The sequence below is a fragment of the Sphaerochaeta associata genome (assembly GCF_022869165.1).
Taxonomy (GTDB): Bacteria; Spirochaetota; Spirochaetia; order Sphaerochaetales; family Sphaerochaetaceae; genus Sphaerochaeta; species Sphaerochaeta associata.
In genome coordinates, this window is the sequence record NZ_CP094929.1 from 1,986,487 (window position 1) to 2,010,919 (window position 24,433).

Here is a 24,433-nt window from a genome sequence, read left to right on the forward strand (position 1 = left end):
TCTGTGATAGAGTCTTGGTATGAAGATACAACTGCTCGACCCCTTGGTAGCCCAACGCATTGCTGCCGGGGAAGTCATAGAACGTCCTGCTTCGGTGATACGCGAACTCTTGGACAACGCCCTCGATGCGGGGGCGAAAACCATTGTGGCGAGTGTCACCGATGGAGGATTGGAGGAAATCAAGCTCATCGATGACGGCGAAGGTATAGAACCTGAGGACCTTCCTCTCTTGTGCGAAAGCCATGCCACCAGCAAGGTCCGTGAGCTTGATGATTTATACCACATCAAGAGCATGGGCTTCCGCGGCGAAGCACTGTACAGCATCGCCGCAGTATCCAAAATCACCATAGCAAGCAGCTTCCAAGGCCAAGACCCGTATCAAATCACCGTAGACAACGGGAGAAAGGAGGCGGTGCTTCCCGGTGGCCCGCGCATCGGCACCATGGTGACCGTCCAGGGCCTGTTCAAGGAACTTCCGGCCAGACGTCAGTTCCTCAAACGCCCTTCCACCGAAGCTACCATGGCAAGATCTGTTCTTTTGGAAAAAGCCTTGGCTTATCCCGAACGCGCCTTCCGCTTTATCAGCGATCAGACGGTACGTGTCGACTTGGTCCCAACAACCAGGAAACAACGGGTATTGGATGTTCTTTCCCTCAATCAGAACATTATACCGTCGGAGATGCTGGAGCTCTATGATACGGCGGGGCGGTTCGACCTGTATGCGGTCTGCTCTTCACCCGCCCTTTCACGAAGCGACCGTTCTCACATCAAGATTTATGTGAACAATCGACCGATTGATGAGTACTCGTTGGTGCAGGCAGTCACCTATGGGTATGGGGAGTTGCTTGCCGGTGGATCGTTTCCGTACTGTTATTTGTTCATCAATGTGGATCCAACCTTGGTGGATTTCAACATTCACCCGACCAAACGGGAGGTGAAACTGCGCAACAAGGCCGAGATCCATCATCAGGTGGTGAGCATGATCGCCGGTCAGATCAAGCGGAGCATTCCCAGGTTGGTAAAGCAGGAGATGGAATCAGAAGACGCTCCCTTGCTCGCCCCGCTCTATGAATCAAGGCCGGCAGCCCATCAGAGCCACCACGCAGGCGAGCGTCCTGGCCGCTATGAGACCCCTTCACAGAAAGCACCGCTTGACAGCGAGTGGTTCCAGAAAGCGAAGGAACTGCTTGAAGGCAACCGCATGCAGGCTTCAAGAAGCACCGAGACCGATGATGTCTGGGCGCAGCAGGAAGACGAGCAGGAGTTTGTGTATCTGGGTCAAGCATTCAACCTGTTTCTGGTAGCCCAAAAACAGGACGACCTTTTTTTGGTCGATCAGCATGCGGCGCATGAACGGTTGATCTTTGATGAAGTCAGGCAAAAGAAGCATGTACAGCAGTTGATGATACCCCTCTCCTTCGAAGTGGAACGGGACGTAGACGCCTATCTGTTGGAAAGTCAGGATGTCTATCTGAACCTAGGCATCAAGCTGGAACGAACGGATGACCTGTTGTGGCAAATTACTTCGCTTCCCGCCTTGTATCGAAACATCGAGTCTCACGTAATTTCCTTCATCCAAAAAACAACCGGAGATGCCCAGGAAGTTGAAAAAGGACTGTATGCTGTTGTGGCTTGTCATGCGGCGATCAAGGCAGGAGACAGTGTCGACAGAATGATGGCCGTCTCTCTCTTGACCAAGGTGTTCGCCCTCGATGAACCCACCTGTCCGCACGGAAGAACGTTCGTCGTACGGCTGGGCAAAAACGAACTGATGAAGGCAGTGCAGCGTACCTAGTTGCTGATGATGTACGTTGTTTCTTGTTGCTCCAAATATACTACGGCTTTTTTGACGGTTTCATCCAAGACATAGGTTGCTTCCGGCTCCAACTGCTGTACCGAAAGCGGCGTGTCCGTATCGCCATAGAGAGTGAGCATTGCACTCACATCGTCGAGTGCAATGGTTTTGGTGGCCTTATCATAGGCAACCAAATCTCTCGGTGTCTGATAGCTGACAACAAAGGACTCTTTTACCGTCTGTCCGTCTTCGCTGAGGATTGAGAGGTCCCATCGCCCTTGGGGAAGCAGGACGTCCCTGCCCATTGAAAGCGGGCCGATGGTATAGCGGCCTTTTTCATCTCCCTGGGCTTTCACCACCCACGTGCTCTTCTGATTGCCGGCAACGATATGAACCTGTTTTTGACTCGGCTCTCCTGTCAGGGCAAAAGAGAGCGTGAGCAACTGCTCCTTGCTTTCTTGTACAGGCTGCACCTGCATCTCCACCTTGGCTTGCAGATTCAGCATTACAAGCTCCTCCCTGCTGCAGGAAGCAAGCAGGAGGAGAAACAGCAAGAGAGCCGCTGCCTTATGCCTGGCTTGCAAGAAAGGACCGCACTGGGTTCGCATACGCATTCAGTGCATAGAGTCTGACATCCTCCCGTGCACCCTTGAACCGATACAGGAACGCTTCGCTGTCGAAATCCTGATAGGAGGAGGCAAACGTGTTGGTGCCTTCCAGATAGTCATACGCAAACAAATTGGTGGGCCAGAGCCGGTAGAGCTGGTGAATTTGCCGGTCCACTTCCTGGGCAACCTGGTCAGAGTTCTCAAATTCACCTTGGATGGGCTTCCCGAATGCTATATGGACATTGCCCTTGTACCCCTTCATGCCACGCGATATGGAGATAAGGTCCTCGTACCGCTTCTTGGTGTGTTCACCGCTTTTGATGCGGGCCACTTCCTCCCCTGCCTTGATCAGGTCGCAGGGATCGTACTCATAACTTACCGCCACCGGGACTATGCGACAGCTGTTGATCACTTCACTGAAGCTTCTTCCCTTTGATTTCTGGGAGAGATGGAGCATCTTGATGATCGCCGGGGTGGTGATGTCAAGCCCGTCCTTTGCTCGACCGCTTTTCTGAGCCACCCAGATAGACTTGTTCTCTTCTGAAATCAACTCAACAAAATAGGAGCTCAGGCGGATAGACTCCAGATACTTCTCGCGCATCGGCAGGGTCCGCCTGACGGTGACTCCTCCGTTGAGCTTGAAAAGGTCGGTGACGAATTGATTGGTCAACAGGTTGTCCCCGATGGCCATTTCACATGGCATGCGATCCCCTTTCAACAAAGCCAGGTCGATGAGGGCGCAGTCGAGTACGATATCCCTATGGTTACTCATGAACAGATAGGCCAGATCCTTGCTTGTATGTTCGGTACCACTGAACGAGAAGGTGTTTACACTCTTTTGAATGATGATGGGCAGGAATATGCCAGCAGTGATACGCTGTTGGAAATCGTCGTAGGTTTCAACCTTTTCCAAGATACCTGCAATGTAGGCGGCGCTGTCAGACAGTTTTTTCTGCTGTTCCGCAGTTTCGGCGGGACCAAGGGATGCCAGCATCTTATACATGGCATCCTTGTTCTCAAGAACGCGCTTTATGGCGTCACGAACATCCTGCCCCCGATAGGGGGCGATATCCTTATACTTTGTTACATCCATTGCTCAACCCTTTTGTGCGTCCAGGATTGACTTCATGTACTGCACGCGCTCCCATTTCGCTGGATCGGGCATACGCTCCTGTGCGAGTTTTCCATTGAAGTCGGAAATCTTGGAGTAGGAGTGTGAATCCATCCACTGTGCTAACTCCGATTCTATCTTGGCTACAGAGGAGAGCCCCTGCTTCAGAAGCACGGAGCACAGCTGAACGGCCTTGGCCCCGGCAAGCAACTGCTTGACTACAGTGCCGCCATTATAAATTCCGGTGGAGGCGCAAATATCGTAGCGAACCTCATCGCTCATCAGAGCGGTCCACCTCAAGGAAAGTGCATATTCGTCCTTGCTGCTGAGCATCTGCGCAGGCACCAAGGCTAGTTTATCGATGTCGATGTCCGGGCTGTAGAATCTATTGAACAGGACCACCCCATCGATGGAAAGCTCGTCGAAGCGACGAAGCATGTTTGCCAGGGATGAAAAGGAGGGTCCCATCTTCAGGCTCAGGGGAAGCTTGATCTGTTTACGGGCGGTCTTGACCAAGGAAAGATACTCTTTCTCGATGGCGGTTCCGTCGACCTCAACATCTGCGGCAACCACATAATGGTTGAGCTCGATGGCATCGGCGCCACAGGCTGCAAAACGATTGGCATACTCGATCCAGCTGCCGCTCTGACGACAGTTGATCGATGCGATGACAGGAATCTCCAATGTACGTTTTGCATCCTCGAGCAGGGTCAAATACGCATCAATGTGCCGCTCCATGCTTGCACTCTTCACAAAACCGTACGCATCCGCATGGGCAAGGTAATCCTGCGCTCCATCAACAACAGAATCGCTGTCCAGGTCAATCTGCTCTTCAAAAATGGATTTCAATACTACAGCAGAAAGACCTGCGTCCTCACAACGCTTGAGGTTGTCCAGTGATGCGGTCAGGGGGCTGCTTCCTGCAATAAGGGGGTTCTTCAACTTCAATCCAAGATATGATGTAGACAGGTCTGCCATTCTTCTCTCCTCAACTCATACAACTAAGCAGTGCCCTCCGGCACAGTCGAAATCACTATACCATGTTTATTACTCTTTCTCCAGTGAGCTTGCTCATTCTTGACACCAGGGCAAACAAAAAGGGTGCCCGAAGGACACCCCGCATCCGTAAAACGCACTTCTACAGGATATAAGGAATCCTGAAGTTATGGGATTGGTATACAACGAAGGTTTCAACTTCGGAAATCTCACTAATTTTATCAAGCTCAAACTTGAAAAAATCGAGCAGGCTCAAGCCTTCCTCCTCACTGAGTACCAACTGGACGATAAGATCGTAGCGACCGGTAACCACAGCAGCGGAGATTACGCCACGTAGTTCAGAAAACTCCTTGGCTTTCCGTTCCAGATCCAGCGTCTTGAGCTTCACACCCATCATCACCACCTGGAGACCCGGAATGGTTTCAGGGTTGATCAAGCCGGAAATCTGCAATACCCCCTCATCGATCAACTTATTGACTCGGGAGCGAACAGTATTCTCTGTGATGCTGAGCTCTTCAGCGATGGCACTGAAAGGCTTGCGTCCATCACACAGTTGTCTGATAATCGCCTTGTTCGTCTCGTCCATCTTAGCTTTCATATCGTATCACCCATTCTTCCTTTCGAATTCCTTCATGAACTGAGCCAGTGCAACCACATCCTCGACCGGCAGTGCGTTGTACAGGCTTGCACGCAGACCGCCGACGGACCGGTGGCCTTTCAGTCCAAGCATTCCCTGTTTCTTGGCTTCACCAAGGAATTTCTCCTCAAGCTCTTCGCTGGGAAGACGGAACACAAGGTTCATCTTCGAGCGGAAGGCGGGATCGACAGGGCTGTGGAAGAAGGAAGAGGAGTCGATGACATCATAGATGAGCTTGCTCTTCTCGATGGCACGCTGTTGCATGCCCGCAGTCCCGCCGTTGGCCTTGATCCACTCAAGCACGAGCTTAACCGCCCAGATGGAGAAAACCGGTGGAGTGTTGTACAACCCCTTCTCCTTGCTGTGCAGGCTGTAGTCCATGTAGGCGGTAAGGTTGGAGTTCTGCCTCTCGAGCATGGACTTCTTCATGATGATGAAGGTAGCCCCTGCGGGTCCCAGGTTCTTCTGCACACCACCGTAGATCATGGAGAACTTGTCAACGGGAACCGGCCGACTGAAAATATCACTGGACATATCGGCAATGAGAGGAACAGAGCCGGTATCCGGCCAGTCCTGCCATTCGATGCCCCCGATGGTCTCGTTCGAGCAGAGATAGAGATAGCTGGAATCCTTGCTCGGCTTGACGGTCTTCGCATCGGGAAGGGTTGTATACTTGTTTGCCTTGCCGTCGTAGTAATAGTGTACATTGCCAAGAAGGGCTGCATCATCGGCAGCCTTGTTCGCCCAGGTGCCGCTGCGGATGTAATCGGCCACAGTCCCGGGTCGGAGGAAGTTCATCGGAATCATGGTGAACTGCAAGGTGGCACCGCCGCCGAGGAAATAGACATCGTACTCGTCGCTTATGCCAAGCAGCTCCTTGAAAAGGGCAAGACACTCATCGTACATATCCTCGAACATGCCACCGCGGTGACTTGCTTCAATCATTGACAACCCTTGGCCGTTGTATTCAACCATTTGGTCCCGAAGCTTTTCCAACACCTCAACCGGCATTACCGAGGGGCCGGCAAAATAATTCTTTTTACGTTCCATCAGATTTTTCCTCCCTTCTTCAACTCATCCATGATTTCACATACCTCATCGCTGATACGACCGAGGTTCTCTTCGCTATTGGCTCCGGCATGCGGGGTGAGCGTCACCCGCTCGGACTTAAGGATCGGATAGTCTTCACTGGGTGGATCGGTGGGATAGACATCGGTGCAGTACCAAGCGACGGTTCCCTTCTCAAGGGCCGCGACCATGTCATCGGCATCCACACACAGACCGCGGCCGGTGTTGATGACCACCGGTTGCTTTTTACAGTGGGCGATCAGTTTCTCGTTCACCATGCCCCGAGTCTCATCGGTCAAGGGAAGGTGCAGCGAGATATAATCCGCATCAGCGACTGCTTCCTCGGCAGTGGGGACCATTCGGGCCAAGGGGGAGGAGGAGACATACTTGTCAAACGCCACAACGGTCATGCCGAATGCTTTTGCACGTTCGGCAACCTTGGATGCAATATTGCCGATGCCAAAGAGGCACAAGGTCTTTCCATACAACTCGGTGCGTTTGAGGTTCTTCAGCCATTCGCCGCGTTTCATGCCATTATGATAGGCTACCAGATTATTGGGAGTGCTCAGCATCAGGGCAAAGGCAAGCTCCGCAACGGCAATCGCCGAGGATTTGGGAGTATTGCGGACAATGATTCCCTTGCTGTCTGCATAAGCCTTGTCGATGTTGTCGATACCGACACCACCGCGGATGATCAACTTAAGATTGACGGCTTGGTCGATGTACTCTTTCGTGCACTTGGTCTTGCTGCGCACCAGCACGACATGTGCCTCACCCAGTCGATTCTTGTCCGTAGTAACTTCGCCGAACGGTTTGAGCTTCTCAGGCAGTGAAGCATCAAAGGCATCAGAAATCAGAATTAGCATGGCGTTACTTTCCTCTCTTTGCTGTTTACTAAGGGGCAGGAACCCCTTGAACGTTTGTCTGAGTCGATTGTACACCAAAAATATGCATTTTGTCTAATTTATTTTACAAAATCTGACGTATTGATAAAAATTAAGGGTAAATGTTTCCGGATAGGAAGAATTGCTTGTGTTTCAGAACGCAACCAGACGATGCAGTACCCTCAAAATGAGGAAACCGCCGGAGACCGGCGGTTCACCTAAAGATTAAAAGCCTTTTGAGCCATGGAGCTTTCGCACCTTCTTCATCTGCTTGCGAGCAAGCGCTTTCTTCTTCCTGTTGAGGATGGTGGAGGGCTTTTCGAAGTACTCCCGCTTTTTCCATTCGCGGATGATACCTTCTTTCTCAACCATGCGCTTAAAACGCTTGATCGACTTTTCAAGAGGTTCATTGTCGTCTACTTTTACGAATGCCATATATTAATCACCCCCCTTCCCGATTACTGGGTTCGTTTTCACCTGCATCAGAATGCCCGAAAGACGTTCACCGTGTCAAGTACAAGCAGCCCTTTATACAGAAGGCTTTAAGTCCAGAACAGTAATTTGCAGCGTTTCCTGGTTCCTGAAGTAATTCCTTCCAAGTCTGAAGACGATATCCACCGCCGTTCCTACATCGAAATCCCTGCCGATACGGTCGGCGGCATTCCAATACAGGGCAGGCCACTTGTACTGGCCGAAGGCAAGAGTCATCTTCACATGCTGCACCGAGCCGTTCTTATTGTTCATAATCTGGATGTTCTCGATCACCGCTCCTTCCATCAACAACACCAAAGGAGGGTTCTTCTCCCCGTACGGTTCAAAAAATTCGACAACCTTGATGATGTCAGGGGTCATATACGCCTCAGGCAGGGTACAGTCGATGTTGACTTCCTCCACCTCATCAGGCAGGCAGTCCATGGTGTCGATCTCATCCATGACCCGCTGTTTGAAACTATGAAGCTGCGAAATATCCATGGAAAAGCCGCCTGCACAGGCATGTCCGCCGAAATCAAGAAACAAATCACTGAACCGGCTAAGGAAATCGCGCGCGTTGAATGAGTCTGGACTTCGCATGGATGCGCTGACCCTTCCTTCCGCTACCGTCGCCAACACAAGGGCGGGAGCGTTGAACTGCTTGAGCAATCGGCTTGCCATCACCCCGGTTATTCCCCGCGAGAGCGTGGAATCCTCAACCACCACCAGCTTGGAACCGGTGGCCTCGAAACTGTCCTTCGCCATTTTCAACAAGCGATCCCAGGACTCCTCGCCAAGCTTCTGCCGCTCCTTGTTGAGCCGAAGAAGTTGACCGGCCAGCTCCTCGGTTTGTCCAAGATCGCTGCTGAGCATCATCTCCAAGGCAACCGAAGGCTTGCCCATTCTCCCCGATGCATTGATCACCGGGCTGATCTGCCAGGAGATATCACTGGTGGATAGCTGCTTTCCCAACAGGTTCTGCATGGAAAACAACGGCATCAAGGATTCTCTTCTTCCTTGGGCGAGCACCTTCAGACCCCGTTTGACGAGGATGCGGTTCTCATCCTCCATCGGCATCAGGTCGGCGACGGTACCGATGGCGACCAAGTCGAGAATCGATTCATAATCGCTGTCCAGACTGGGATGCTTCTTCATGCAGTAGGCTACAAACAGGGTGTAGAGCACCTGCAGTTCATCCCTGCCGAACGGTGAATACTTGATGGCACGGCTCAGGTTGGAAAGGGCGAACAAACCCTTGTTCTTCATGACCGGCATAACAGCCTCCATCTGGGGCCTCATCTCCACCAGGTGGATATCGATCTTTTTCCCGAAAGCCTGCTTGAGCTGCACCAACTCCGCCTGAGCATCGAGAACCAGAATGGGAAGTCCGCAGGAGAGAAAGGAGAGAGCCTTGCTCTGCGACGGGGAGAGCAAGCCGGGATTGACTTCCTCGATCACCCGGTCGATGACCAGAAGATTCTGGATTCGCATCGCCTGAATGATTATGGTGTCGTGCCCGGGTTGGGCGTGCAGAAGAATGCACTCCTCACGGTAGAAATCCGTCTTGCTGAAGCGCAACGCCCATATGACTTTTGCTGCAACACCACATCCGGCCAAATGCTCGAAAGGATACCCTGAACCCGGCATTTTCGGATCTATGATGGCCAAGGCCGGAGGCAGCGTATCGCCGCTGATGTGATGGTCGAGCACGATGGTATCGATGCCGAGGCTGTGGGCATGAGCGATTTCGTCAAAGTTGGATATGCCGCAGTCGACGGTGATCATAAGCGTCACCTTGTCCTCATGCGCCTTCTCGACTCCCTTGATGGTCATGCCGTAGGGATCATCGCCCTCGGGAAGCTGGTACGTCACCGACAGGCCCATGTCCCTGAGTTCCTGCACCAACAAGGCGGTGCTGGTGATCCCATCCACATCGCGGTCGCCGATGACACATACGTTCTCTCCCTCGGCAACCGCTTCATTGATGCGGTCGACCACCTCTTCCATATCATCGAAAAGGAAGGGATTGTGCAGATACGTGAGCTCCTGCTCCAAAAAAAACTTTACCTGCTCGCTGGAGGTCTGTCCTCTTCTGACCAGAATGGAGGCACTGAGCACATCCAGACCGTACTGTTCATGCAAACGCCGTATCTCCTGAGCGGAGACGGGTGATTTTTTCCAAACCATGTATATACAACCTTTCTTTTTATTTTGCCGATCATTGGTCTGCCGCTCCTTGCAGGATGCCTGCAGACAGGGTCTTGAGTGTTCCACCGGTGATTATCTGGGCGTACCTGAGCAGATAATTCTTGATTCGACTGGTGGCGGTCGGGCTGAGCTCGACAAGAACACTCTCTTCATACCCCAGTGAGGAAGTTGCCACCAAGTACCGACGAGCCCCCGGTGGCAGCAACATATTCGATTCAAGGGAAGCGCATTCGCTGCAACAGGGACAAGAGAGCGCGGAGGAGAAAGAGAGCACCTCCTGCTGACCGTACTCCCGTTCACAGATGGGACAGCTGGACAAATCGGTGCGCAGGCCTAGCAAGTCAGTCAACCGGTGGATGAACTGGATCAGGATCCGATCGCTGTACAAGGGAGCTTCAGAAAGCAGATCCAAGGCTGTGCTGAGCAGTTGATACTCCCCTGCACTCTCCCCTCCGTTGGTCTTGAGCACCAGCTCACAGAATAACAGGGCGCAATAGGTACGAACCAAATCGTCGCGAATATCGTCGTGGGTGGCAACAACCTCTGCATCCTTGAGCGTATAGTCCTTTTTCACCGGATTATAATAGAGGAAAAACTGAGCATCGGTGAACACCTCGGCTTTCACCGACTTCAAAGATTTACGCGCCCCATAGCTGATGACATCGATGATGCCATAGTCCACACTCAACAACTTCAGGCGCCGATTCAGCTGACCGTACCGCTGACTGTGCAAAACAATTGCCAAAGACGATACGTTGCGCTCCATGGACCCTCCACCGTCTAGAGTAGAAGGAAGAGGGCAAAAAATCAACTGGTTGGAAGTGGTGCAGCTCTGTGATATGCTGTCGACAATGAAACGGACAATCCTCAGTCTATGGTTGTTGCTTTGCATGGTTATGCTGTCTGCGTACAGCATACGGCCTCAACAGGTGGAGCAGCCCTTCGACAGCACCAAAGAACTTTCCAAGGTTGATTTTTCAAAACCCCTGGCAGCCAATCAGGCGGATTGGGTCGACCGCACATCGGTATCGCTGCTGACGGTGGGACCGGGAGACCCTCTGTATGCCTGGTTCGGCCACTCCGCCTTGATCGTCAAGCAACCGTCGGGCACCCAAATTATGTATGACTGGGGAATATTCGATTATGAACAGGAACACTTCTATCTGAATTTCGCCCGGGGCAGGATGTATTACTATGTCGTGGCAAGCGAAGCGACCTGGCGCATCCAGGAAGCAATCGATGAAGAGCGCGATGTCCGACTGGTTGAGCTCAATCTCACCGATGAAGCAAAGTTCGCCCTCATCACGTTCCTGCAAAAACACATCAAAACCGAGTACAGCACCTATCTCTATCATTTTTATTCTGACAATTGTGCGACAAGAATCAGGGACATCATCGACTTTGCAACCGAAGGTGCGTTCAGAGCATGGGCCGAGAACGAGCCCGGCCAAGGCAGCTACCGTCAGTTGACTGCGAGGAACATGATCCACAGCCCCGCCCTCTTTTGGGTGCTTGACACCCTGCAAAGCAGAATCATCGATACACGCCTGGACCGCTATGAAGAGTTGTTCCTGCCTGAGAAACTTCACCAGGCGGTTGTGGATTTCACCTACCCGGACGGAACCAGGCTCGTCGACGAGGTGCAGGTGCTGCAGGACAGGCGAGACAGCGGCATCCGCTTCACGGTTTCGGATGATTTGGTCAACTACGATTGGGCGTACGCGCTGTTCGGCATCGCTTCCACCCTGCTTCTGCTCCTCCTTGGAAGCAGACTTCCTGTGCTGAGAAGAATCGTATCGGGCTTGCTGTTCCTTGCCTTGGGAGTGCTGGGGTCGTTGCTGCTCTTCATGATGCTTTTCTCCGACATGGACATGACCTACTTCAATGAAAACATCCTCTTTCTGAATCCGCTGCTCTTTGCAAGCGCTTATGCCTTGCTCATACAAAAAAAGCAGGGCTCCAGGCTCGCCGCCTATTGCTCTGCCATCATGCTCGTACTGCTTGTCCTTAAGTTCCTGGTGCCGGCCTTTGCTCAGCAGGACAACATCCGGACCATCGCGGTACTGCTTCCTCTCTACCTGTCAGGGTCGTCCTTTCAAGGCCGCAGAAAACGCAAAAAGCGGTAGGTCCTTCATTTCCATCCGGTTGGCTGTCAATACAGCGGGAAAGGCGTGCTTCTGACGATTGTAGTAGTCGGCTTTCGCATGATAGGAGAGCAACACCTCGGTTAGCAGCAGCTCCTCTTCATACATTTTCTCAAAGTACGGTGCATAGGTACGATAGGCTGCATCGGCAAAGAGTTCCTTCTGCAACAAGGCGAGTACGGCATCCATTGCCAGATAGGTTTCACTTATCTCACCAGCCGACCGAGCTTGTCCGGCAAGGGCAACCAAAGAGGCCAGCTTCGATGCATTCTCTCCCTGCCCAAGCAGCGAGGAGAGCGTTGTTGCGTACCCAAGCCGAAGAGACAGGTGTGCTTCGACCTTCTGCAATTCGGCAAGAGCGCTCTTGTGATAGCCTCCCAATCGGTTGACGTTGTTTCGATCGATAGCAAACACAGCGAAGGTGAGCAGAAGAGCAACCACCGCAATGCTGATTACTGCACTGCGGAGGTTGGGGAACATCTTTTGTTTAGCGGACAATCTTCGTTCCTTTTCCTTCGTAAAGAGCTCCATAGAGATTGGCAGGGTCTGTGATCAATCCGACATTGCCGGTGGAGCGAACGAAATCGACGATGGCCTGAACCTTGGGCAACATGCTGCCGGGGGCGAAATGCCCTTCAGCAATATACTGCTGGGCCTCTTCGGTGGTGATGGTATCCAAGGTCTTCTGATTGGGCTTGCCGTAATTCAGGCACACTTTCTCAACAGCAGTGGAGATGACGAACAAATCGGCGTTGAGCTGTTTCGCCATCAAGGCGGCAGCCAGGTCCTTATCGATGACAGCCTCCCGTCCGCTGAGCATGCCCGCCTCATCACGCACTACGGGAATCCCACCGCCGCCGCCTGCGATTACGATGACCTTGTTGCCCAAAAGCGTGCGGATTGTCTCAATCTCGACGATGGCCTTCGGCTTGGGGCTGGCAACCACCCTGCGATAGCCGCGGCCGGCATCCTCGACGCAGACCCAACCATCATGCTGGCTGTGGTAGTCGGCATCGTCCTTGGTCATGAAGGAGCCGATAGGTTTGGTCGGCTTGCCGAAGGATGGGTCGTTGTCGCTGACTTCCACCTGGGTCACCACCGTCGCAACCTCGGGGTTCATGCCGATTTTTGTAAACTCATTCTTCAATGCCATCTGCAGCTGATACCCGATTGCGCCCTGGGTATCGGCAACACAACTGTCCAGGGGAACGGAGTGCAGAATGGAGCGTGAGAATTCCGCCCTGAGGAGAATGAAGCCGACCTGCGGACCGTTTCCATGGGCGATGACCACCCTGTGGCCGGCTTGCACCAGTTTGGCGATATGGGCTGCGGTCTTGCGTGCAGCTTCGTACTGGGCTTCGACGGTGACGTGCTTGGGGTCCTCGATCAACGAGTTCCCACCGATGGCGATTACAATAAGTTTGCTATCCATAAAGGTTCCTTCCTTACTCTCTGAAGACATGGAGTCTACGCATCAATCATAGCACGACTGCAACAAAATGCAACAGATTTGTGTTGGCACTTCACGTTTTCCTTTTCGCAAAAAACTTCTTGACAGCGTGCATATCCATGGTATTCTTGTGGTATACCACTGGGATACTACGAGGAGGGACCATGACCAAAGCTGAAGTTTTACTCGATTTACAGCAACGCATCATCTCCGAGGAGTTCCTCCCCGGCTCTTGGCTGGTTGAACGCGATCTCAGCAGTGAATACGGTCTTTCAAGGACTCCCATCCGGGAAATCCTGAACAAGCTGGTCATACTCGGCTTGATTTCAGTCCAAAAAAACCGCGGGTATCAGGTTCGTCAGTTTTCGTTCCAGGATGTGGTGGAAATTTTTAATGCAAGAAGAGCAATAGAAGGGGCCTGTGCCCGGTATGCCTGTTTCTCCAAAAGTCCTGATATGGATGCGAGAATCAAGGAGCTGAGGGAAAAACTTGAAAACCTTGACATCGAGAAAGACGGGGGAAGCAAGGCGATTGCCGTCGGCAATGAAGTGCATGACTACCTGATCGAGCTTGCAGGCAATCGCTACCTCAAGGAGTTCACCTTCAAGCTTTCATCGTTGATGAAACTCACCAGAAACCTCACCAAAAACCGTGCGTCAATCGAGGAGAATTCGCGTCAAGATCACTTGAAAATATTGGATGCCCTGGAAAAACGTGATGCAGATTTGTGCGAACAACTGATGGACCAGCACCTGAACAATACGGTAAAGGCATTGGCTGGCACCTATCTTACATCACTCACCTCCTTTTACGCCTGAGATTCTGCTTCAAGGGTCATTATATGGCCCTAACAATACATCGTGGAGGATTATTATGAAGAAAAGTATCCTGATCATGGCACTTGCAGCCCTGCTGCTGATGCCGCTGTTCGCTCAAGGAACGGTCGAAGCCAAGGCCGACCAAGAGTATGTGCTGAGATTTGGTCATGTTCTCACCCCGGAGGACACGTTCAACAAGCAGTATCTGCAGTGGTCCAAAGCTGTTGCAGAGAGAACCAACGGCAAGCTCAAGATTGAAGTCTACCCCAGCGCCCAACTCGGTGTCGAGGAAGACGTTCTTGAACAGATCCGCCTCGGCTCAAACGTTGGCTGGCAGACCGACCCCGCCCGTCTTGGCAACTATGTCAAGGAATGGGGCATCTTGTACATGCCGTTCTTCCTTTCAGGGATCGAGGATGTAGAGAAGTTGCTCGAATCCAAGGTTGTGCAGGGTTGGGTCGACCAGCTCGAGAAGCAGCACCAGATTAAAGTCGTTTCCTACGCATGGGTCCAGGGATTCCGCAACGTGTTCACCAACAAGCCTGGAAAGAGCCCCGCAGAGCTGCGCAACAGCTTGATCAGAACTGCAAATGCCCCGGCTTGGCTTGCAACCGTCAACTCCCTTGGAAGCAAGGCTGTCGCCCTTGCATACGGCGAGCTGTACAACGGCATCCAGACCAAGGTTGTCGATGGCTGCGAACTCCCCTATGCCGCTGCAAAGCAGCTGAAGGTCTACGAAGTCGCCAAGTACATTGTTGAGACCCAGCACATCTTCCAGCTGAACGTCATGGTCGTCAGTGCCGCTTGGTTCAACAAGCTTCCCGCCGAATATCAGCAGATCCTGATCGAAGAGTGCAACAAGGCCGGTTTGGTTGCTTCCAACATCCTGCTCAAGAATGCTGAAGCCGACCGCCAGTTCATGATCGACCAGGGCATGACCTACATCCCGCACAGCGCTCTTGATGTTGCCGCTTTCAAGGCTTCCGGCGAAGCTGCCTACAAGGCACTGGGCTTGGATGCTGCAAAGGCCGCAGTCTACGCTGAACTGGGCAAATAAGCTCCAATAGTCTTCTTGGCCTGCAATCGAAGGTTGCAGGCCAATGTCATCTTTTCCCAACGAGGTCAATCATGAACCGCTTAGCAAAAGCCTATAAGAAGTTCTGCGATATCGAACTTGCCGTAGGAGCCGTCCTGCTCATCTCTACGGTCTTCATCCTTACCTTTGCAGCAATCCTCAGGACGATCGGCTTTCCGATCAACTGGGGGCTCGATCTTGCTTTGCTCATGTTTACCTGGTCTGTCTATGTAGGAGCCGACACCGCCCTCAGGGACGACAAAATGGTAAACGTCGAGATTTTCCAACAGTTCCTCAAACCCAAAACCAAGAAAATCCTGCAATTGTTCATTTATATACTCATCCTCATCTTCCTGCTGCTGATGGTCTACTATGGGTTTTACCTTGCCTACTCATCCCGGTTCCGGACATTCCAAGGCATTCCCTTTCTCAGCTACACCTGGGCGACCTTGAGCATGCCCATCCCCTCGGTTTTCATGATTATCACCACCAGCTTGAAAATTCGCGATCTTTTGAAAAAAGACAGTGCCTCCGGCTCTGCAGAAGTGAGGTAACCCGTGATAGTAGTTTTACTCATATTCCTGTTCCTGCTCTTCATCGGAGTCCCTGTCGGATTTTCCCTGGGCATCTCCGGAGTATTCTATTTCCTCCAGCATATGGAGCTTCCGTTGGCTACCATTGTTCAACTGCCGATCAGCCAAACCCAGAGTGTGACGCTGCTGGCAGTGCCCCTGTTCATCTTCGCAGGAAGCTTGATGAACAGCTCGGGTATCACCAGCCGCCTGATCAAGCTTTCCATGCAGGTAGCCGGACACATGAGAGGCGGCATGGCGCAAGTCAGCGTCGTACTGTCCACATTCATGGGCGGCTGCTCAGGCTCCTCCAATGCCGACGCCGCCATGGAAGCCCGAATCCTGGGACCTGAGATGCTCAAGCAGAACTATCCCAAGGGCTATACTGCCGTTGTCATCGGCTTCACCAGCCTCATCACCTCCACCATTCCTCCGGGAGTCGGTATGATCCTGTACGGCACCGTAGGCGAGGTCTCCATCGGACGACTCTTCTCGGCAGGCATTATGAGCGGCCTGATCATGATGGCAGCCTTCATGCTCACCGTCGCCATTACCGCCCGCATCCGCAAGTTCCCCAGGGCCCGAGAGCATCGTGCATCCTTGAGGGAGATCGCCGGCTCGCTGAAAGAGACAATCTGGGCTCTGATATTTCCGATTGTGCTGATCGGAAGCCTGAGACTGGGCCTCTTCACCCCCTCGGAGGTTGGAGCCTTCGCGTGTGTGTATGCCATCATTATCGGTTTCTTCGTCTACAAGGAAATGACAATCAAGAGCCTGATCATCACCCTCAAGGAAGCCATCAGGGATATCGGAGGCATCATGTTCATGATAAGCATGAGTGCAATTTTCGCCTACGGCATTCCCATGGACCAGATTCCCCAGAAGCTGACCACCTTGATCACCGGCTTCACCAACAGCCAATTCGTGGTCATGGCCATCATATTCCTTCTGTATGTCATCTTCGGCATGTTCATGGACGGCTCGATCGTCATCCTGTTGCTGACCCCGATCCTCATGCCGATCGTCCGAACCGTCGGCATCGACCCTGTCCTGTTCGGTGTGGTCACCAGCATCATCGTCACCATGGGCATTCTCACTCCCCCGGTAGGAATAGCCATGTACATTGTAAACGGCATTCTAGGGGTAAAGATGTCCGAGTACCTCAAGGAGAGCATTCCGTTCTTTGTCGTCGTCATTCTCGTGGGTATCCTGCTGCTGGCTATCCCCGATGTCATTCTCTTCTTGCCAAACCTGGTGTATGGCGTAGCCAGCTAAGGAGTAAACCATGAAATATAAACCACTTGGAAAATGCGGCATCGACGTTTCCATGATCAGCATGGGAGGTCATGAGTATCTGCCCAACCATAAGTCCAGAGGATTCAACGAGGATTTCGAAAAGGCCATCACCCCCGGTTACATCTTCCCCGGATTCGGGGGAGAGAACAGAAAGAACATCCTCAAGGCCTCTTACGACTTGGGCATCAATCTCTACGACGTCACCCACGACTCGGAAAAGGATGCATTGGGACGCAATTTCCTTGAACTGCCCCCTCCCTACCCTGTCTACATCCAGACCCGTCCGGAAGGGTTTGTCTACACCTACGACGAGCACAACAAGAAGATGGCCGACTACCAGACGCTGAAGGCCGAGGCGGTAAGAATCCTCAAGCTGCTCAGACGCGAGAGCATCGACTTCTTCAACCTTGCGTTCATGAAAAGCGCACTTGAGAACGATCCTGAATACCTGGCGAAAATCTCCTGTAACATCGACCATCTGAAGAAGGAAGGTCTCATCCGCTGGGCATGCGCCGACACCTTCAGCGGGGAGAGCACCTACCTCAAGCAGATCTCCACCGGCAGTTTCGATGTGGTTTACATCAACTTCAACGCAGCCGACCATCAAGGTTCCCGGCGTGTTCTCAAGGAAGCGGCGAAGAACGGTATGGGAGTGATCGCCCGTGAGGCTTTCATGAAAGGAGCCCTCTTCGAAATGGCCAAGGAAGCAGGAATTGAAAACAAAACACTGCTTGCCCATGCTGCCATGAAGTGGGTTTTCTCCTTCAATGAGGTATCCACCATCGTCTATGGAACGGGAAAAGCGGAGCATTTGTATGATTCAGCCTCCATTCTCGATGACCTGCAGATGAGCGAAGAAGAACAGAACCTCATTGAGGCCATCAAGAGAACCGATCTGTTTAAAACCTATGAAATAAAGAAGAACGAAGAGTTCTTGCAATAGTGAAGGAGTACCATACACCTATGAATTTCGAGGCAAAAGGAATTATCACTGCAATGGTGACCCCGTTGACAGCCGACTATAAGATACATGAGAAAGGTCTGCGCAAGCTGGTCAACTATATGATCGATGGAGGGGTGCACGGACTGTTCGTCGTCGGTACCTCGGGGGAATTTTACGGATTTTCTCCCGAACAGCGCCGCGACGCCTTCCAAATCTGCATCGACGAGGCGAAGGGACGGGTCCCCGTCTATGCAGGGGTGAACGGTATCACAACCGCCGAGGCGATCGGGTATGCACAGATGGCCGAGGAAGCGGGGGCCGATGCAATCAGTGTGCTGACGCCCATGTTCATCAGTGTCACCCAGGCCGAACTCTATCAGCACTACGCCGATATTGCCGCTTCCACCAAACTGCCGATGCTGCTCTACAACAACGTAGGCAAGACCAATGTGAACATCGGTGTGGATACTGCTGTAAAGCTCTCCAAGATCAAGAATATCGTGGGAGTCAAGGACAGCAGCGGAGACTTCACCCTGACCAGCGAATACATCCGTAATACCTATCAGGGCGGAAAACCTTTTTATGTGCTCAGCGGCCGCGACACCTTGATCCACGCCTGTCTGTGTTACGGAGGGCATGGGGCCATCACGGCATGCGCCAACATCGCCCCGCGCCTCATGGCTGATATATACGACAAGTATGTTGCCGGGGATGTGGCTGGATCACTTGAGGCGCAGTATAAAATCGCCCCGGTGAGAATGGCCTTCAACCTGGGTTCCTACCCCACCATCCTCAAGGAGAGCCTGGAGCTGCTCGGAATCGACGCCGGTCCTTGTTTTGCACCGGTCGGCCCGATGAGCGTCGAGAGCAAGGAGCTTTTGAAAAAGGCCTTGATCCAGGCGGGAGTTTTGGCCTAGAACATTGAACTGTTGTCTTTGGTTCCACCCCCAACCTCGCAAGCTGAGCATAAGAGGGTACATCAAGAGGGAAAGGGTGGGACTGAAGACATTTTCGTTGCAAGGGGCATACCGGTTGGTGTGCCCGCTTTTTTTTTCAGTCCATCAAGTATCCGCCATTGATATTGATGGTCTCCCCGGTTATGAACAGGGCCTCGTCGCTTGCCAAAAAAAGTGCTGTATTGGCCACTTCCTCAACCCTACCCATTCTACCCAATGGAATGGCACTGACAACCTGTTTCCGTTTCTCATCCGACCACTGTGCACTCATTTCCGTGACAATGGCATGGGGGGCTATGGCGTTGACGCGCACGTTGTACGGTGCAAGCTGGCGTGCGAGCGAGCGGGTCAAGGTGGTCAGGGCTCCTTTGGATGTCCCGTAGGCCGGGGCTGCGGTGATATCACCGCACTTTGCCGCGACGGAAGAAATGTTCAAAATTGTACCGCTTTTCTGTTCACTCAAATATCCAATTACCGCTTTACTGCAGTAAAAGGCAGCATTGACGTTTACATTCATCACATGATGCCACGCCTTCAAGGTCATTTCCAAGACCCCTTCGCGTGAGATGACCGCCGCATTGTTGACCAGGATGTCCAGTCCTCCCCACAATTGAACGACCGAATCAACAGCCTGCTTGACTTGTTCGTAATCGGTGATATCCGTCTTGATTGCCAGCACGGTACAGCCTTTGTCAGTAAGCTCTTGGATGAAAGGTGAAACATCGCTTCGTACCAGAAGCGCAATCTTTGCACCCTCGGCGGCAAACAGCTCGGTTATGGCTCTGCCTATACCCCGGTTTCCTCCGGTGATGATCACACGCTTGTTCGCTAATCTCATGTCCGACTCCTCAGGCTCTCAGTGTACTAAAAAACTGAGAAAAAAGCTTCCTTTCATGTCCCTATTTGACCCTGTTCCTCCTTTCTGCTACACTTGCGCCAAGTGAGGACAGCATGGATAGTCAGACATCAGCAATGGATAAAAAGGAGCTCTTACTCTTCGCTCTTAACATAACGGGCATGGTACTGGTCAACACTGTTGGAAGTAAAATCATAAGCTTGTTCGGGGTGAGAGTCTCGGTGGGAATTTTTTTCATGCCGGTCCTCTTTCTGATTACAGACATAGTCGGCGAGGTGAAGGGACACAGCCATGCTACCTTGTTCGTCAACTACTCCATCATCATGCTGGTGGTTCTTTTTGCCTCGACGGCACTGTTTGTGCAGATACAGCCACACCCCAGTTGGGAGCTGCAGGACGAATACCGTCAGATATTCGGCATGAGCATGCGCATGAGCCTGGCTTCACTGATCAGCTTTTCCATCAGTCAAACAGTCGATGTCAATATTTTTCTGCTGTTCAAGAAACTGAGCAAGGGAAAGCGGCTCTGGCTGAGAAACAACCTGAGTACCATAACGAGCCAATTCATTGACACCGTGATATTTATGTTTATTGCATTTTATCAGACAACTCCGAAATTCACCGCCGCATTTGTCTTCAGCTTGATCATTCCCTATTGGCTGTTCAAGGTTCTCTTCGCCCTTCTGGACACCCCGTTCTGTTATCTTGGGGTGAAATGGCTTTCCAAAGAGAAGTAGAGACTTTCCTTTGGGAAGAAGTTTGATTACCTTTAGTTCGGGCGGGTGGCTTTCCTGCCCGAATGTATTTGTCATATGGAGGCGCTATGTCTGAACAGGAACTGATGCCGATCGAGCAACTGCTTCCCAATAATTTGTTTATTCTCCCGGTAACGGGAAACCCTGTGTTTCCCGGACTGTTTACCCCGTTGATGATAACCGACAACCAGGATGTGGAAATCGTCAACCAGGCCATCAAACACGGTGGCTTTTTGGGCTTGCTCCTCGTCAAGGAAGAGAACGAGAACGAAGAGTACTCCCATGAGAATCTCTACACGGTGGGAACCGTTGCCAAGATCGTCAAGAAAATCAAGCTCCCCGACGGGGGCATCAGCATATTCATCTCGACGCTCAAGCGTTTTGAGACCAAGCAGTATTATCCCAGCGGACCGTATCTCGTAGCCGAGGTGCAATACCTTGAGGACATCGAGGATGAACCGGAGGAACTGCGCGCTTGGACCAGGCTTCTGCTTTCCGAGATGAAAATGCTTACCAAGAACAACCAGATCTTCAGCGAGGAGATGCGGCTGAACATGGTCAATATCGACCATCCGGGCAAGCTTGCCGATTTCATTGCAAGCATCCTGAACGTCGAACGCAAGCAACAGCAGGCGATCCTGGAAACCTTGGTGGTACGCAGGCGCATCGAGAAGGTACTGGTATTCATCAAGAACGAACAGAACATCGCCCAGGTGCAGGCCAAGATCCAAGCCAGGGTGAACCAGAAGATTGAGAAGAACCAGCGTGACTACTTCTTGCGCGAGGAACTGAAGTCCATTCAGCAGGAGCTTGGTTTATCGACCAACCCCAAGGTTGAGTTGATCAACCGTCTCAAGGCGAAATTCAAGGGACTTCCCCTCTCAGCCGAAGCACAGGAGACTGTCGACCGCGAGATGAGCAGGCTCGAGGCAATGGACCCGTCCAGCCCCGAATACTCCATCAGCCGCACCTACCTGGAGATCATCAGCGACCTTCCCTGGAAGGAGCCGAAGCCGGAGAACTTCAGCATCGACAGCGCCCGGAAAATCCTCGAACGGGACCACTACGGCATGAAGGACGTCAAGGACCGAATTCTGGAATTCTTGGCGGTTCGCAAGAAGAAGCAGGATACCAAGGGTTCCATCATCTGTCTGGTGGGTCCTCCGGGAGTCGGAAAAACCAGCGTAGGTATATCCATCGCCCGCTCATTGAAGAAACAATACTTCCGCTTCTCAGTCGGCGGCATGAATGACGAGAGCGAGATCAAGGGCCACAGAAGGACCTATATCGGGGCGATGCCGGGCAAGATCATCCAAGGCCTGAGAATCACCAAGGCGAAGAATCCTGTCTTCCTCATCGATGAGATCGACAAGATGGGAGTCTCCTATCAGGGAGACCCTGCAAGTGCCTTGCTCGAAGTCCTCGATCCCGAGCAGAACTCGACCTTCCGCGATACCTATCTGGACATCCCCTTCGATGTGAGCGAGGTGCTGTTCATCTGTACGGCCAACACGCTGGACACCATTCCCCGCCCCTTGCTTGACCGTATGGAAATCATCCAGCTTTCGGGCTACACCAGTGAGGAGAAGCTTGCCATCGGCAAGAAGTACCTGGTGCCCAAGTCGATGGAGAAGCACGGCCTGACCAAGGAGGAGATCAAATACACACCGGCCATCCTCAGAAAGATTGCCGATGAGTATGCCAGGGAGGCAGGGGTGAGAAACTTCGAGAAGTCGCTGCACAAGATCAACCGCAAGGTAGCCCTGCGCCTGATCGAAAACAAGCCCGAGGTCCTGCCGATCGTCATCGACGATACGCTGCTTCACGAGTTCCTCGGTCAGCCCGTGTTCGTCGAGGATGAGATCCTGAAGGCCGACCGCCCCGGTATGGCCATCGGCCTTGCATGGACCAGCATGGGCGGGGACACCCTGATCATCGAAGCGCAGAACACTCCGGGCAAGGGAGAGATCAAACTCACCGGCCAGCTTGGGGAAGTGATGCAGGAGTCGGTAAGCATTGCCTACACCTATCTGAAGGCCCATGCCACCGAGCATAAGATCGACCCATCCTGGTTCGAGCACAATGCCATCCACCTGCACGTACCCGAAGGCGCGACACCCAAGGACGGACCGTCTGCCGGAGTTACGATGACGGTCGCGCTCTACAGCCTGGTCACCGGCCAGGTGATGGCTCCCAATCTTGCCATGACAGGGGAACTGAGCCTTAAAGGCAAGGTCATGCCCATCGGTGGGCTGAAAGAGAAAGTGCTTGCAGCAAGAAGGAACAAGATCGATACGATCATCATCCCCCAATTCAACAAGCGCGATCTTGACAAGCTTGACGAGAACCTGAAGAAAGGTATTACCTTCCATTTGGTGGGCTCAGTGGAAGAGGTGCTCGCACTCGCCTTCCCCGAGGATGGGAAACGCGAGCCCATGCAGAGCATCGGCGCACTCGCTGCCCAACCCAACACCGGTGAAATCGCAGCCATCAGCGCAGCGGTTGCACAAGCTGTCAGGGAGGCGTTGCGTGAGCGTTGAGTTGCTCAGTCCGGCTGGAAATCTCGAGAAGCTGCGTCTTGCCCTTGCTTATGGGGCGGATGCAGCTTACCTCGGCCTTTCCGACTTTTCCCTTCGCTCGAATGCGAAGAACTTCACTGCTGACGACCTGACGCAGGTAAGAAACCTTAAGGCTGAAACCGGCAAGCGTCTTTACTGTACGATGAACATGCTCTTCGACGAGGCAAATCTTGCCCTGCTCAAGGAGCAGCTTCCCCTGATCAAGACCTGGCCGTTCGATGCTTTCATCATCAGCGATATCGGTCTGGTGCCGATCTTGCGTGATGCACTGGGCTCATCGGTTGAACTGCATCTCTCAACCCAAGCAAGCTGCACGAACTCCAGCAGTGCTTCGATGTACCACAAGCTGGGATTTCGCCGAGTCATTCTGGGCAGGGAGACCCCGCTTGATGATATCAAACGCATAAAGGATGCCAACCCCGACCTTGAACTCGAGGTGTTTGTTCATGGTGCGATGTGCATGGCGTATTCAGGGCGCTGTCTGCTCTCCAGCCATCTGGCGGGCCGCAGCGCCAACCATGGTGATTGCAGCCATACATGCAGATGGAATTATCAGCTGTTGAGAAGCGGGGAGCTCGCACTAGAAGAGGAGCAGCGCAAGGGTGTGTACTACCCCGTCATTGAAGAGGATGGATATACCACCATTCTTTCCTCCAAGGACCTGTGCATGATCGACCATCTCAAGGAGCTGGTTGATGCAGGAGTCGACTCACTGAAAATCGAAGGCAGGATGAAGAGCAGCTACTACGTTGCTGTGGTGACACGGGCCTACCGCAAGGCCCTTGACGCCCTGAAAACCGGCGATGAGCGTTGGAAAATGTTCCGTCAGGATCTGTTCGACATCAGCCACCGCGAATACTCCACCGGCTTTTTCTTTGGTCATGGCCCTGTTGATCCAACCATGGGGCAGGGAATCGACAAGAGTACCGAACAAGGATACCTGAGGGACTACCTCTTTTGCGGATTCATCGGAGAGCAGGTCGAGCCCGGAGTATTTGCCCTCGAGCTGAAAAACCAGATACGGACAGGAATGACCATCGAATACATTGCAAGCGATGTCTATCGCATTGAAGACGATGCATTCTGTTTACTGGATGAGAATTTCCAATCGATTGATCAAGCCGACCATGGAAAGATGCAGTATTTGAAAACCGACAAGGCAATCGAGAAAGGCTATATCATCCGTCGGGAAACTGTGGTTAAATAGCACA

At 52.5% G+C, this 24,433-nt stretch carries 23 protein-coding genes; 11 read left to right on the forward strand and 12 right to left on the reverse strand.

Annotated features, from left to right (window positions below; translation table 11 throughout):
• The first annotated feature begins 19 nt into the window (after window positions 1-19).
• On the forward strand, window positions 20-1,795 hold the full coding sequence (gene mutL, locus MUG09_RS09190; protein WP_244771124.1) for a DNA mismatch repair endonuclease MutL: 1,776 nt from the start codon (window positions 20-22) through the stop codon (window positions 1,793-1,795).
• Here mutL and MUG09_RS09195 read toward each other — a convergent pair.
• The 9 genes from MUG09_RS09195 to recO form a co-directional block, all read right to left on the reverse strand.
• A complete protein-coding gene (locus MUG09_RS09195) occupies window positions 1,792-2,301 on the reverse strand; it encodes a hypothetical protein (protein WP_244771125.1) in 510 nt (169 codons plus the stop codon). The two genes, mutL and MUG09_RS09195, sit on opposite strands and share 4 nt — an antisense overlap.
• 61 nt (window positions 2,302-2,362) lie before the next feature.
• Entirely contained in the window at window positions 2,363-3,496 is a 1,134-nt protein-coding gene (locus tag MUG09_RS09200) for a 1-acyl-sn-glycerol-3-phosphate acyltransferase (protein ID WP_244771126.1), read from the reverse strand.
• Window positions 3,497-3,499: 3 nt separating this feature from the next.
• The gene (locus MUG09_RS09205; protein WP_244771127.1) at window positions 3,500-4,492 is read right to left on the reverse strand and encodes a dihydroorotate dehydrogenase-like protein; all 993 of its coding nucleotides are present in this window, start codon (window positions 4,490-4,492) and stop codon (window positions 3,500-3,502) included.
• Window positions 4,493-4,652: 160 nt separating this feature from the next.
• Complete coding sequence (locus tag MUG09_RS09210) at window positions 4,653-5,108, reverse strand: Lrp/AsnC family transcriptional regulator (RefSeq protein WP_244771128.1); 456 nt, start codon at window positions 5,106-5,108, stop codon at window positions 4,653-4,655.
• A 6-nt stretch (window positions 5,109-5,114) separates the two neighbouring features.
• Window positions 5,115-6,197 (reverse strand): 3-phosphoserine/phosphohydroxythreonine transaminase, encoded by a 1,083-nt coding sequence (serC, locus tag MUG09_RS09215; protein ID WP_244771129.1) that lies wholly within the window; start codon window positions 6,195-6,197, stop codon window positions 5,115-5,117.
• Window positions 6,197-7,081 (reverse strand): NAD(P)-dependent oxidoreductase, encoded by an 885-nt coding sequence (locus MUG09_RS09220; protein ID WP_244771130.1) that lies wholly within the window; start codon window positions 7,079-7,081, stop codon window positions 6,197-6,199. The genes serC and MUG09_RS09220 overlap by 1 nt, the downstream gene beginning before the upstream one ends.
• 243 nt (window positions 7,082-7,324) lie before the next feature.
• Window positions 7,325-7,534, reverse strand: coding sequence for a 30S ribosomal protein S21 (rpsU, locus tag MUG09_RS09225; protein WP_244771131.1), 210 nt, complete (start codon window positions 7,532-7,534; stop codon window positions 7,325-7,327).
• A 93-nt stretch (window positions 7,535-7,627) separates the two neighbouring features.
• Window positions 7,628-9,712: a single-stranded-DNA-specific exonuclease RecJ gene (gene recJ / locus MUG09_RS09230; RefSeq protein ID WP_244771132.1), complete on the reverse strand. Its 2,085-nt coding sequence runs from the start codon at window positions 9,710-9,712 to the stop codon at window positions 7,628-7,630.
• Window positions 9,713-9,788: 76 nt separating this feature from the next.
• On the reverse strand, window positions 9,789-10,544 hold the full coding sequence (gene recO / locus MUG09_RS09235; protein WP_244771133.1) for a DNA repair protein RecO: 756 nt from the start codon (window positions 10,542-10,544) through the stop codon (window positions 9,789-9,791).
• Window positions 10,545-10,629: 85 nt separating this feature from the next.
• Between recO and MUG09_RS09240 the strand changes: the two genes are divergently transcribed.
• Window positions 10,630-11,904, forward strand: a complete 1,275-nt coding sequence (locus MUG09_RS09240) for an Lnb N-terminal periplasmic domain-containing protein (protein ID WP_244771134.1) — start codon at window positions 10,630-10,632, stop codon at window positions 11,902-11,904.
• Here MUG09_RS09240 and MUG09_RS09245 read toward each other — a convergent pair.
• Together MUG09_RS09245 and arcC are read right to left on the reverse strand one after the other, a co-directional pair.
• Window positions 11,860-12,420 (reverse strand): hypothetical protein, encoded by a 561-nt coding sequence (locus MUG09_RS09245; RefSeq protein ID WP_244771135.1) that lies wholly within the window; start codon window positions 12,418-12,420, stop codon window positions 11,860-11,862. The two genes, MUG09_RS09240 and MUG09_RS09245, sit on opposite strands and share 45 nt — an antisense overlap.
• On the reverse strand, window positions 12,410-13,354 hold the full coding sequence (arcC, locus tag MUG09_RS09250) for a carbamate kinase (protein WP_244771136.1): 945 nt from the start codon (window positions 13,352-13,354) through the stop codon (window positions 12,410-12,412). Before arcC ends, MUG09_RS09245 begins: the two co-directional genes overlap by 11 nt.
• Window positions 13,355-13,536: 182 nt before the next feature.
• Between arcC and MUG09_RS09255 the strand changes: the two genes are divergently transcribed.
• The 6 genes from MUG09_RS09255 to MUG09_RS09280 all read left to right on the forward strand — a co-directional run bounded on the left by MUG09_RS09255 (window position 13,537) and on the right by MUG09_RS09280 (window position 18,993).
• Complete coding sequence (locus MUG09_RS09255) at window positions 13,537-14,190, forward strand: GntR family transcriptional regulator (protein WP_244771137.1); 654 nt, start codon at window positions 13,537-13,539, stop codon at window positions 14,188-14,190.
• Between the two features lie 55 nt (window positions 14,191-14,245).
• On the forward strand, window positions 14,246-15,247 hold the full coding sequence (locus MUG09_RS09260) for a C4-dicarboxylate TRAP transporter substrate-binding protein (protein ID WP_244771138.1): 1,002 nt from the start codon (window positions 14,246-14,248) through the stop codon (window positions 15,245-15,247).
• 71 nt (window positions 15,248-15,318) lie between these two features.
• Window positions 15,319-15,819: a TRAP transporter small permease gene (locus tag MUG09_RS09265; RefSeq protein ID WP_244771139.1), complete on the forward strand. Its 501-nt coding sequence runs from the start codon at window positions 15,319-15,321 to the stop codon at window positions 15,817-15,819.
• Window positions 15,820-15,822: 3 nt separating this feature from the next.
• Window positions 15,823-17,112 carry a TRAP transporter large permease gene (locus tag MUG09_RS09270; protein ID WP_244771140.1) on the forward strand — a complete coding sequence of 430 codons (1,290 nt, stop codon included), beginning with the start codon at window positions 15,823-15,825 and terminating at the stop codon, window positions 17,110-17,112.
• 10 nt (window positions 17,113-17,122) lie between these two features.
• The gene (locus tag MUG09_RS09275) at window positions 17,123-18,076 is read left to right on the forward strand and encodes an aldo/keto reductase (RefSeq protein ID WP_244771141.1); all 954 of its coding nucleotides are present in this window, start codon (window positions 17,123-17,125) and stop codon (window positions 18,074-18,076) included.
• 20 nt (window positions 18,077-18,096) lie between these two features.
• A complete protein-coding gene (locus MUG09_RS09280) occupies window positions 18,097-18,993 on the forward strand; it encodes a dihydrodipicolinate synthase family protein (RefSeq protein ID WP_244771142.1) in 897 nt (298 codons plus the stop codon).
• A gap of 136 nt (window positions 18,994-19,129) precedes the next feature.
• On the opposite strand, the gene MUG09_RS09285 is transcribed toward MUG09_RS09280, so the two are convergent.
• Window positions 19,130-19,870 carry an SDR family NAD(P)-dependent oxidoreductase gene (locus MUG09_RS09285; protein WP_244771143.1) on the reverse strand — a complete coding sequence of 247 codons (741 nt, stop codon included), beginning with the start codon at window positions 19,868-19,870 and terminating at the stop codon, window positions 19,130-19,132.
• 113 nt (window positions 19,871-19,983) lie between these two features.
• On the opposite strand from MUG09_RS09285, the gene MUG09_RS09290 reads away from it, so the two are divergent.
• From MUG09_RS09290 to MUG09_RS09300, 3 genes are all read left to right on the forward strand, one after another.
• Window positions 19,984-20,625: a queuosine precursor transporter gene (locus MUG09_RS09290; protein ID WP_244771144.1), complete on the forward strand. Its 642-nt coding sequence runs from the start codon at window positions 19,984-19,986 to the stop codon at window positions 20,623-20,625.
• Window positions 20,626-20,711: 86 nt separating this feature from the next.
• Window positions 20,712-23,183, forward strand: coding sequence for an endopeptidase La (gene lon, locus MUG09_RS09295; RefSeq protein ID WP_244771145.1), 2,472 nt, complete (start codon window positions 20,712-20,714; stop codon window positions 23,181-23,183).
• Window positions 23,173-24,429 (forward strand): peptidase U32 family protein, encoded by a 1,257-nt coding sequence (locus MUG09_RS09300; RefSeq protein WP_244771146.1) that lies wholly within the window; start codon window positions 23,173-23,175, stop codon window positions 24,427-24,429. Before lon ends, MUG09_RS09300 begins: the two co-directional genes overlap by 11 nt.
• The last annotated feature ends 4 nt before the right edge of the window (window positions 24,430-24,433 follow it).

What these genes read in the sequence shown, in the direction of transcription:
- mutL (WP_244771124.1), top strand. Translation starts at nt 20, where the DNA reads ATGAAGATACAACTGCTCGACCCCTTGGTAGCCCAACGCATTGCTGCC.
- MUG09_RS09195 (WP_244771125.1), bottom strand. Translation starts at nt 2,301, where the DNA reads ATGCTGAATCTGCAAGCCAAGGTGGAGATGCAGGTGCAGCCTGTACAA.
- MUG09_RS09200 (WP_244771126.1), bottom strand. Translation starts at nt 3,496, where the DNA reads ATGGATGTAACAAAGTATAAGGATATCGCCCCCTATCGGGGGCAGGAT.
- MUG09_RS09205 (WP_244771127.1), bottom strand. Translation starts at nt 4,492, where the DNA reads ATGGCAGACCTGTCTACATCATATCTTGGATTGAAGTTGAAGAACCCC.
- MUG09_RS09210 (WP_244771128.1), bottom strand. Translation starts at nt 5,108, where the DNA reads ATGAAAGCTAAGATGGACGAGACGAACAAGGCGATTATCAGACAACTG.
- serC (WP_244771129.1), bottom strand. Translation starts at nt 6,197, where the DNA reads ATGGAACGTAAAAAGAATTATTTTGCCGGCCCCTCGGTAATGCCGGTT.
- MUG09_RS09220 (WP_244771130.1), bottom strand. Translation starts at nt 7,081, where the DNA reads ATGCTAATTCTGATTTCTGATGCCTTTGATGCTTCACTGCCTGAGAAG.
- rpsU (WP_244771131.1), bottom strand. Translation starts at nt 7,534, where the DNA reads ATGGCATTCGTAAAAGTAGACGACAATGAACCTCTTGAAAAGTCGATC.
- recO (WP_244771133.1), bottom strand. Translation starts at nt 10,544, where the DNA reads ATGGAGCGCAACGTATCGTCTTTGGCAATTGTTTTGCACAGTCAGCGG.
- MUG09_RS09240 (WP_244771134.1), top strand. Translation starts at nt 10,630, where the DNA reads ATGAAACGGACAATCCTCAGTCTATGGTTGTTGCTTTGCATGGTTATG.
- arcC (WP_244771136.1), bottom strand. Translation starts at nt 13,354, where the DNA reads ATGGATAGCAAACTTATTGTAATCGCCATCGGTGGGAACTCGTTGATC.
- MUG09_RS09255 (WP_244771137.1), top strand. Translation starts at nt 13,537, where the DNA reads ATGACCAAAGCTGAAGTTTTACTCGATTTACAGCAACGCATCATCTCC.
- MUG09_RS09260 (WP_244771138.1), top strand. Translation starts at nt 14,246, where the DNA reads ATGAAGAAAAGTATCCTGATCATGGCACTTGCAGCCCTGCTGCTGATG.
- MUG09_RS09265 (WP_244771139.1), top strand. Translation starts at nt 15,319, where the DNA reads ATGAACCGCTTAGCAAAAGCCTATAAGAAGTTCTGCGATATCGAACTT.
- MUG09_RS09275 (WP_244771141.1), top strand. Translation starts at nt 17,123, where the DNA reads ATGAAATATAAACCACTTGGAAAATGCGGCATCGACGTTTCCATGATC.
- MUG09_RS09280 (WP_244771142.1), top strand. Translation starts at nt 18,097, where the DNA reads ATGAATTTCGAGGCAAAAGGAATTATCACTGCAATGGTGACCCCGTTG.
- MUG09_RS09285 (WP_244771143.1), bottom strand. Translation starts at nt 19,870, where the DNA reads ATGAGATTAGCGAACAAGCGTGTGATCATCACCGGAGGAAACCGGGGT.
- MUG09_RS09290 (WP_244771144.1), top strand. Translation starts at nt 19,984, where the DNA reads ATGGATAGTCAGACATCAGCAATGGATAAAAAGGAGCTCTTACTCTTC.
- lon (WP_244771145.1), top strand. Translation starts at nt 20,712, where the DNA reads ATGTCTGAACAGGAACTGATGCCGATCGAGCAACTGCTTCCCAATAAT.